Origin of the sequence: Streptomyces sp. HD, assembly GCF_028369295.1 — a bacterium.
Lineage (GTDB): Bacteria > Actinomycetota > Actinomycetes > Streptomycetales > Streptomycetaceae > Streptomyces.
On record NZ_JAQMYP010000110.1, the window covers coordinates 1 to 9,734 of the forward strand.

Consider the following 9,734-nt stretch of genomic DNA (forward strand, 5'->3'; position numbering starts at 1 on the left):
CCAGGCGCTCCTCGCTACCTACGGCCAGGACCGTGAACAGCCCCTCTGGCTGGGCTCGTTGAAGTCCAACATCGGCCACACGCAGGCGGCGGCCGGTGTCGGCGGTGTGATCAAGATGGTGATGGCGATGCGGCACGGGGTGCTGCCGCGCACCCTCCACGCCGACGAGCCGTCCTCGCACGTCGACTGGACGGCGGGCGACATCGAGTTGCTGACGGAGGCAGTGGAGTGGCCCGAGAGGGGTCGCCCCCGTCGAGGTGGTGTGTCGTCCTTCGGTATCAGCGGCACCAACGCCCACGTCATCCTCGAAGAAACGAACGAACCGACCCCCACTGACACACTCGGTGACACCGTCATTGCCGAGACGACCGACGACCGTAACGTCCTCCTTCCCCTGTCCGGCGCGGAGCACGGAGCGCTGCGTGCCCAGGCGGAGCGGCTGGCGGCCCTGTTGTCGTCGGATTCCGGGCTGTCGCACCGTGATGTCGCGCTGTCGTTGGCGACGACGCGTTCCGCGCTGGAGCATCGTGCCGTGGTCGTGGCCGCCGACCGGGAGCAGGCCCTGTCTGGTCTGCGGGCAGTGGCCGAGCAGGGGTCGGTGGGGCATGTGGTCACCGGTGCCGCGGTTACCGGGGGCGGTCGTACGGCGTTCCTGTTCGCCGGGCAGGGTTCCCAACGGCTGGGTATGGGGCGGGAGTTGTACGAGACATACCCGGTCTTCGCGGAAGCCTTCGATGCCGTGGACGCGGAACTCCCGTTCGCGCTGCGGGAGGTCGTCTTCGGCGAGGACGCCGACCTGCTGAACCAAACGGAGTACGCGCAGCCCGCCCTGTTCGCCATGGAAGTCGCCCTCTTCCGGCTGCTGGAGTCCTGGGGTGTGCGGCCCGATGTCGTGCTCGGTCACTCCATCGGTGAGATCGCCGCCGCGCATGTGGCCGGAGTGTGGTCGCTGGCGGATGCCTGCCGTCTGGTGGCGGCGCGGGGCCGGTTGATGCAGGCGCTCCCGGCCGGCGGGGCGATGGTGTCGCTCCAGGCGTCCGAGGATGAGGTCCTGCCCCTGCTGACCGGCCGCGAGGCCGAGGTCGGCATCGCCGCTGTCAACGGCGCGGAGGCAACCGTCGTCGCCGGCACCGAAGCGGCCGTCGACGAGATCGCCGCCCACTTCCGGGGTCTCGACCGCAAGGCGACCCGGCTGCGGGTCAGCCACGCCTTCCACTCTCCGCTGATGGAGCCCATGCTCACCGAGTTCCGGACCGTCGCGGAGAGCCTCACGTACGAGGCGCCGCGGATGACCGTGGTCTCGGCGCTCACCGGAGACCGCGCCGACGCCGCCGACCTCATGACACCCGACTACTGGGTGCGGCACGTCCGTCACGCCGTGCGGTTCGCCGACGGCGTCCGTCGGGTCCGCGCGGAAGGCGTGGGCAACTGGCTGGAGTTGGGCCCCGACGGCACGCTCACCGCGCTGGCCCGGGCCGAGGCCGGTGCCGATCCCGCCGAGCGGGAACTGTTCGTACCGGCGCTGCGCAAGGACCGCGACGAGCCCGGGACCCTGCTGTACGCCGTGGCCGCTCTCTACACCCGCGGCAGCGACCTGCGCTGGCCGCAGGTGTTCGCCGGCACCCGTGCCCGCCGCGTCGACCTGCCGACGTACGCCTTCCAGCGGCAGCACTTCTGGCCGGGCGCCCCGCGCGGCACGGCGGGCGACGCCGCCGGGCTCGGGCTCACGCCTTCCGGGCATCCGCTGCTCGGCGCCGAAGTCGCCCTGGCGGAAGGGGAGGGAGCCCTCTTCACCGGCAGGCTCTCTCTCAAGACCCATCCCTGGCTGCGGGACCATGTCGTCGCGGGTGCCGTCCTCTTCCCGGCCACCGGCTTCCTGGAACTGGCGCTTCAGGCCGGTCTCGGGGTCGGCTGCGGACGTGTCGCGGACCTGACGCTGGAGACGCCGCTGGTCCTGCCGGAGCGGGGTGGCGTACGCGTCCAGGTCGCCGTCGGCGGCCCGGACGAATCGGGGCGGCGTACCGTGTCGCTCTACTCGCAGGCCGACCCCACCGAGGCCGCGGCCGAGCGCTGGACACGCCATGCCACCGGCCTCCTCGACGCCGAGAACGCCGAGAACCCGGAGAACGCGGAGAACGCCGAGGACGCGCACCGCGTCAGCGGGACCCATGACTTGGAGAACTGGCCGCCCACCGACGCGGCCCCCGTCTCGCTCAGCGGCTTCTACGAGCGGCTCGTGGCTGAGGGATACGGCTACGGCCCGGTTTTCCAGGGTCTGAGCGCCGTCTGGCGGCGGGGCGACGATGTCTACGCCGAGGTTCGGCTGCCCGTCGACCAGCACAGCGAGGCCGGGCGTCACGGCCTTCACCCGGCTCTGCTGGACGCGACACTGCATGCTTGGCTCGCCGCCGGGCGGACGGCGGCGGGTCGCCCCGACGACTCCGGTGACTTCGGTGACTCTGCCGGCGTGCGGTTGCCGTTCTCGTGGAGCGGTGCCTCGCTGGCGGCGGTGGGCGCGTCCGCGGTGCGGGTGCGGCTGTCGCCGCTGGACGAGGACACCATCACGCTCACCATCGCCGACGCCGAGGGCCGTGCCGTGGCCCATGTCGACGCGCTCACTCTGCGCGAGGTGAGCAGGGACGCCCTGGCGCCTGCCGGCGGCGACCCTGCCGGGGCGCGGGACGCGCTGTTCCGGGTGGACTGGACAGCGCTGCCCGCACCGTCCGGTTCCCTCCCCGACCGGGCCCAGAGCTGGGCCGTCGTCGGGTCCGGGATCGCGGGGCTTCCCGAAGCCCCGGCCGGTCACTACACCGATCTCACGGCTCTGGCCGACGCCGTCGCCGCGGGAACGCCACTTCCGGGTACGGTGCTTGTCGCCTTTGGCCCGTCCATGGCAGAGGGACCGGCGGCGCTGCCGGACACGGACGGAAGCAGTGCTGACGGAACCGGTGCTGCGCAAACCGTGGAAGCCACCAGGGTGGCGTTGCACCACGTCCTCTCCCTCATACAGAACTGGCTGGCCGACGAGCGCTTCGGTGCCGCCAGGCTGGTGCTGGTGACACGGGGCGCCGTACCCGCCGACGACGAGCGGGCGCTCATCGACCCGGTGGCCGCCTCCGTCTGGGGGCTCGTCCGCTCCGCGCAGTCGGAACACCCCGGACGCCTGGTCCTGCTCGACCTCGCGCCCGGCACACGTACCTCCGCCGACCAGGCCACGTCCGCCGACCAGGTCACCCCCACCGACCCGGCCCCCGCCCTGGCCACCGGCGAGCCGCAACTCGCCGTGCGCGGTGGTGTCGCCCACGTGCCGCGCCTGGCCCCGGCCGGCACCGGTGGCGCACTGCTCCCGCCGCCCGGTGAACCCCTGTGGCGGCTGGACGTCACCACGCCCGGCACCCTCGACAGCCTGGCCCTGGTCGGCTGCCCCGAGGCCGGCGGACCGCTCGCTCCCGGCGAGGTACGCGTGGCGATACGGGCCACCGGCGTCAACTTCCGTGACGTACTGGTCTGCCTGGGCATGCTCGACCGCGAAGTACCCGGCCGCGAGGGCGCGGGTGTGGTCCTGGAGACCGGCCCGGGCGTCACCGGCCTCGCCGTCGGCGACCGGGTGCTCGGACTGTTCTCCGGGGCGTACGGGCCGGTCGCGGTGACCGATCACCGGCTGCTGACCCGGCAGCCCGACGACTGGTCCTTCACCGAGGCCGCCGCGGCGCCCATCGTCTTCCTCAGCGCCTACCACGGCCTGGTGGACCTGGCCGACCTGCGGCCCGGCGAGTCCGTCCTCGTCCACGCGGGCACCGGCGGCGTCGGCATGGCCGCCGTACAACTCGCCCGGCACCTGGGCGCCGAGGTGTTCGCCACCGCCGCTCCCGCCAAGTGGGACACCCTGCGGGCGATGGGCCTGGACGACGACCACATCGCGTCCTCGCGCGATGCGGCCTTCGAGGAGAAGTTCCTGCGCGTGACCGAGGGACGCGGCATGGACGTCGTCCTCAACTCCCTCGCCCGGGAACTGATCGACGCCTCGTTCCGTCTGCTGCCGCGCGGTGGCCGCTTCATCGAGATGGGCAAGACCGACCTGCGCGACGCGCAGGCCGTCGCCGCGCAGCACCCCGGGGTGGTGTACCGGGCGTTCGACCTCAGGGACGTCGACCCCGACCACACCGCCGAGATGCTCACGAACGTGCTCGCACTGTTCGAACAGCGGGCGCTGCGTCCGCTTCCGGTCACCACCTGGGACGTACGGCGCGCTCCGGAGGCGTTCCGCCACCTGAGCCAGGCCCGGCACACCGGCAAGATCGTCCTCACCGTTCCCGAGGCGCCGATCGACCTCGCCCGCACCCCGGCCGACGACGCGGGCACCGGATCCTCCGCGGCCGGCCGAACCCACGGCACCGTCCTGGTCACCGGCGGCACCGGTACCCTCGGCGCACTGTTCGCCCGGCACCTGGTGACCCGCCACGGCGTCCGTCATCTGCTGCTGACCAGCCGCAGCGGCTCAAGCGCCCCGGGCGCCGCCGACCTCGCCGCGGAACTGACCGGGCTGGGTGCCACCGTCACCGTCGCCGCGTGCGACATCGCCGACCGGGGCGCCCTGGCCGGACTGCTCGCCCAGATCCCCGCCGAGCGTCCGCTCACGGCCGTCATCCACGCGGCCGGCGTCCTCGACGACGGCGTTCTCGACGCCATGACGCCGGACCGTGTCGACCGTGTCCTGCGGCCCAAGGCCGAGGCCGCGTGGAACCTGCACGAGCTGACCCGCGACCTGAACCTGTCCGCGTTCGTCCTCTTCTCCTCCGTGGCCGCCACCTTCGGCAGCCAGGGGCAGGCCAACTACGCCGCCGCCAACGCCTTCCTCGACACCCTGGCCCAGCACCGCAGGGCCCAGGGGCTGCCCGCACTCTCCCTCGCCTGGGGCCTGTGGGACACCGACGACGGCATGGCGGGCACCCTCGGCGCCGCCGACCTCCGGCGCATCGGCCGCATGGGCCTCGCCCCGCTGCCGGCCGAGGAGGGCCTGGCTCTGTTCGACACGGCCCTCGCCGCCGACCAGGCACTGCTGCTGCCCACCCGCCTCGACCTGGCCGGACTGGAACGCCGCGGCGCCGAACCGCCCGCCCTGCTGAAGGCGCTGGCCCGGATCCCGGTCCGGCGGGCCGCCACCGACAGCCCCGGTGCCACCGCCGGGACACCGGGCGGCGGCAGCGGTACGACGCCGTCCTTCACCGAGCAGCTGAGTCCGCTGTCCGCGGAGGAACGGGAACAGGCCGCTCTGGACCTGGTCCGCACCCACACCGCGGCCGTCCTCGGGCACTCCGACCCCGAAACGGTCGACGCCGACCGGCCGTTCAAGTCGCTGGGCTTCGACTCGCTCACCGCGGTCGAGATGCGCAACCGCCTCGGTGCGGCCACCGGGCTCACCCTGCGGGCCACGCTGGTCTTCAGCTACCCGACACCCGCGGTCCTCGCCCGCCACCTGCTCGAACAGTGCGCACCGCAGCAGGCACAACCCGCGGACGTCCTGCTCGCGGAACTCGACCGGCTCGAATCCGCCATGGCCGACGTGGACCGTGCCGCCGACGGCGCGACGGCCGACGCCGGACTGAGCGACAAGGTGACCGCCCGACTCCGGGAACTGCTGACCCGGTGGGCGGGCGGCGTGGACGGCACGACGTCGTCCGGCACCGGACTCGAATCCGCGACGGACGACGAGATGTTCGACCTCATCAACAAAGAGCTGGGCATTTCCTGACCCCGACCGACCCCGGACCGCTCAGGACCCGACGTCTGTGGACCCCCTCGGGGCTCCTCCTAGGAAGTGGCATCGAATGGCGAGCAACGAAGAGAAGCTGCGGGACTACCTCAAACTGGTCACGGCTGACCTTCGTCAGACACGCAAGCGTCTGCAGGACCTCGAGGAACGGCAGCAGGAACCCGTCGCGATCGTGGCGATGGGCTGCCGTTTCCCCCACGGGGCCGACACCCCCGAGGCCATGTGGCGGCTCCTGGCCTCCGGCACCGACGCCGTCACCCCGTTCCCGGCCGACCGCGGCTGGGACCTGGAGGCGCTCTACGACCCGGACCCCGACCGGCCCGGCACCTCGTACGTCCGCGAGGGCGGCTTCCTGCACGACGCGCCGCTGTTCGACGCCGAGTTCTTCGAGATCTCGCCGCGCGAGGCCCAGGCCATGGACCCGCAGCAGCGGCTGCTCCTGGAGACCTCCTGGGAGACCGTGGAACGAGCGGGCATCGTCCCCGCCTCCCTGCGGGGATCGGGCACCGGCGTGTTCGTCGGCGCCATCGCCCAGGACTACCAGCCGCGCTCCCACGACTCACAGGCCGACCTCGGCGGCCACCTGCTCACCGGCAGTACCACCAGCGTCGCCTCCGGCCGCATCGCCTACTCCTTCGGCCTCGAAGGGCCCGCGGTCACCGTCGACACGGCCTGTTCGTCGTCGCTGGTGGCCCTGCACCTCGCCGTACGATCCCTGCGCTCCGGCGAATGCGACCTGGCCCTGAGCGGCGGCGTGACCGTCATGTCCGGACCCGAGATGTTCGTCGACTTCGGACGCCAGCGTGCCCTCGCCGCCGACGGCCGGTGCAAGGCGTTCTCCGCCGCGGCGAGCGGCTTCGGACCCGCCGAGGGCGTCGGCATGCTCCTCCTGGAACGCCTTTCCGACGCCCGCCGCAACGGCCACCCCGTACTCGCCGTGATCCGCGGCAGCGCCGTCAACCAGGACGGCGCCTCCAACGGCCTGACCGCCCCCAACGGCCCCGCCCAGGAACGTGTCATCCGCGCGGCCCTGGCCGACGCCGGCCTGACCGCCGGGGACATCGACGCCATCGAGGCCCACGGCACCGGCACCCCGCTCGGCGACCCCATCGAGGCGGAGGCGCTGGCCGCCACCTACGGCGCCGCACGTCCCGAGGACCGGCCCCTGTGGCTCGGCTCGGTGAAGTCCAACATCGGACACACCCAGGCGGCCGCCGGTGTCGCCGGCATCATCAAGCTGGTGCTGGCCCTGCGCCACGGCCTGCTGCCCCGCACCCTGCACGCCGACGAGCCGTCCCGGCACATCGACTGGACCTCCGCCGACCTCCGCCTGCTCACCAGCGAACAGCCGTGGGCCCGCGACGACGACCGGCCCCGCCGCGCCGCTGTCTCCTCCTTCGGAATCAGCGGCACCAACGCCCACATGATCGTCGAAGAGGCCCCCGCGCCCGGCTCGCCCGACCCGACGGACCAGGCGAACGAGACGGACGAGACACCCGCGAACGCCGCCCCCCAGGCTGGCCCGCAGCAGCCGACGGGCGAACACCCCCTGCCCTGGGTGCTCTCCGCCCGCAGCCGCGCCGCACTGACCGCACAGGCCGCACGTCTGCTCAAGCACCTCGACGGGAACGCCGAGGGCGGCGAGCCCCACCCGGACCCGGCCCGCATCGGCCGCGCCCTCGCCACGACCCGCTCCACCTTCGAACACCGCGCCGTGGTCACCGGCCGCACCCTCGACGACCTGCGCACCGGCCTCACCGCCCTCGCCGCCGACGAACCCCACCCCACCACCGTCACAGGCTCCGTCCGGCCCGGCGGCCGACTGGCCGTGCTGTTCTCCGGCCAGGGCTCGCAACGGCTCGGCATGGGCCGCCAGTTGTACGACACGTACCCGGTATTCGCGGCCGCCTTCGACGCGGTCGACGCGGAACTCCCGTTCGCGCTGCGGGAGGTCGTCTTCGGCGAGGACGCCGACCGCCTGAACCGGACCGAGTACGCCCAGCCCGCCCTGTTCGCCCTGGAAGTCGCCCTCTTCCGGCTGCTGGAGTCCTGGGGCGTGCGCCCGGACGTCCTGATGGGCCATTCGGTGGGTGAGATCGCCGCCGCGCACGTGGCCGGAGTGTGGTCCCTGGCCGACGCCTGCCGCCTGGTGGCGGCCCGCGGCCGGCTCATGCAGGCGCTCCCGTCCGGCGGTGCGATGGTCGCGCTCCAGGCCACCGAGGAGGAGGTGCTGCCGCTGCTCGGCGCCGAGGTGGGCCTCGCCGCGGTCAACGGGCCGCAGTCGGTGGTGATTTCCGGTGCGGCCGCGGCCGTCGAGCAGGTGGCCGCCCACTTCCGGGCCCAGGACCGCAAGGCCACGCCCTTGCGGGTCAGCCACGCCTTCCACTCCCCGCTGATGGAACCGATGCTCGACGACTTCCGTGCCGTCGCCGAGACCCTCACCTACAGCGCCCCGCGTATCGCGGTGATCTCCAACGTCACCGGCCGCCCGGCCGAACCCGGCGAACTGACCTCCCCCGACTACTGGGTGCGGCACGTCCGCCGGCCGGTCCGCTTCGCCGACGGTGTCCGGGCCCTGGCGGAACGCAAGGCCGGACGGCTGCTGGAGCTGGGCCCCGACGGACAGCTGACGGCCCTGGCCCAGACCTGCCTGGACGACGGCTCCCATCACTTCGCCACCGCACTGCGCAAGGACCGCCCCGAACCGGAGAGCCAGCTCACCGCTCTCGCCCAGCTCTACGTCAGCGGCCTTCCGGTCCACTGGGAGACGGCGTTCGCCCAGGACCCGACCGACGGCCCCGAGCAGGAACCGGTCCACCTGCCGACGTACGCCTTCCAGCGACGCCGCTTCTGGTCCCGCGACACGGGCTCGACGCTCGGGGACCTGGGTGCGGTGGGCCTGGGGTCGGCGGAGCATCCGCTGCTGGGTGCCGCGGTGGAACTGGCCGGCGCTGACGGGCTGCTGCTGACGGGGCGTCTGTCGTTGGCCACCCAGGAGTGGTTGCGGGATCACGTGATCGCCGGCGCGGCCGTGTTCCCGGGGACCGGTTTCCTGGAGCTGGCGCTGCGGGCCGGTGAGCAGGCCGACTGCGACCGGGTGGAGGACCTGACGATCGCGGCGCCGCTGGTGGTGCCCGAACGGGGAGGGGTCCGGGTCCAGGTACGGGTGGGGGCGGCGGACGACGCCGGCCGACGCCCACTGGAGATCCACTCCCGTGCCGAGGACGCCCTCGACACCGATCCGTGGACCCTCCATGTGACCGGTGCGCTGTCCGGGCCCGCGGACGTGCCGGTCGCCGACCGCTTCGACTTCGGTGTGTGGCCGCCGCGGGACGCGGTGGCGGAGCCGATCGAGGGTGCATACGAGCGTTTCGCCGCGCTGGGGTTGTCGTACGGTCCGGCGTTCCAGGGGCTGCGCGGTGTGTGGCGGCGTGGCGAGGAGGTGTTCGCCGAGGTCGGCCTGTCGGAGGAGCAGGAGGGCGTCGCGGACCGGTTCGGTGCGCATCCGGCGTTGGTGGACGCCGCGTTGCACGCCGTGATGTTCACGTCGGCGGTCGGGGACGGGCGGGCGCGGTTGCCGTTCTCCTGGGCCGGGGTTTCGCTGTGGGCCTCGGGTGCGCGTGCGTTGCGGGTGCGGATGGTGCCGGTGGGTCCGGACGCGGTCGCGTTGGAACTGGCCGATCCGACCGGCGGTCCGGTCGCCTCGGTGGAGTCACTGACGCTGCGGGAGACCTCCGGCGACCTCGCGGCCACCGATGCCGGCCCCATGGACGGCCTCTTCCAGCTCGACTGGGCCAAGGTCCCCACCAGTTCGGGCGCGGGTCAGGTGCCTGCGGTCGTCGGCACCGCTCTGCCGGGACCGGACGAGACGGTTCCCGCCGATGTGCTCATCCGGGTCGAACGCTCGACCGACGGCACCGACGAGGCCGCACACGAGGTGACTACCCGGGTCCTTGGCCTT

General features: G+C 73.1%; 2 protein-coding genes. Both read left to right on the plus strand.

Annotated features, from left to right (window positions below; all coding sequences use genetic code 11):
- Window positions 1-5,752, plus strand: a 5,752-nt coding sequence (locus POF73_RS45235; protein ID WP_272125372.1) for an SDR family NAD(P)-dependent oxidoreductase, incomplete at its 5' end; no start/stop codon positions are given.
- Between the two features lie 76 nt (window positions 5,753-5,828).
- Window positions 5,829-9,734, plus strand: a 3,906-nt coding sequence (locus POF73_RS45240) for a type I polyketide synthase (RefSeq protein WP_272125373.1), incomplete at its 3' end; no start/stop codon positions are given.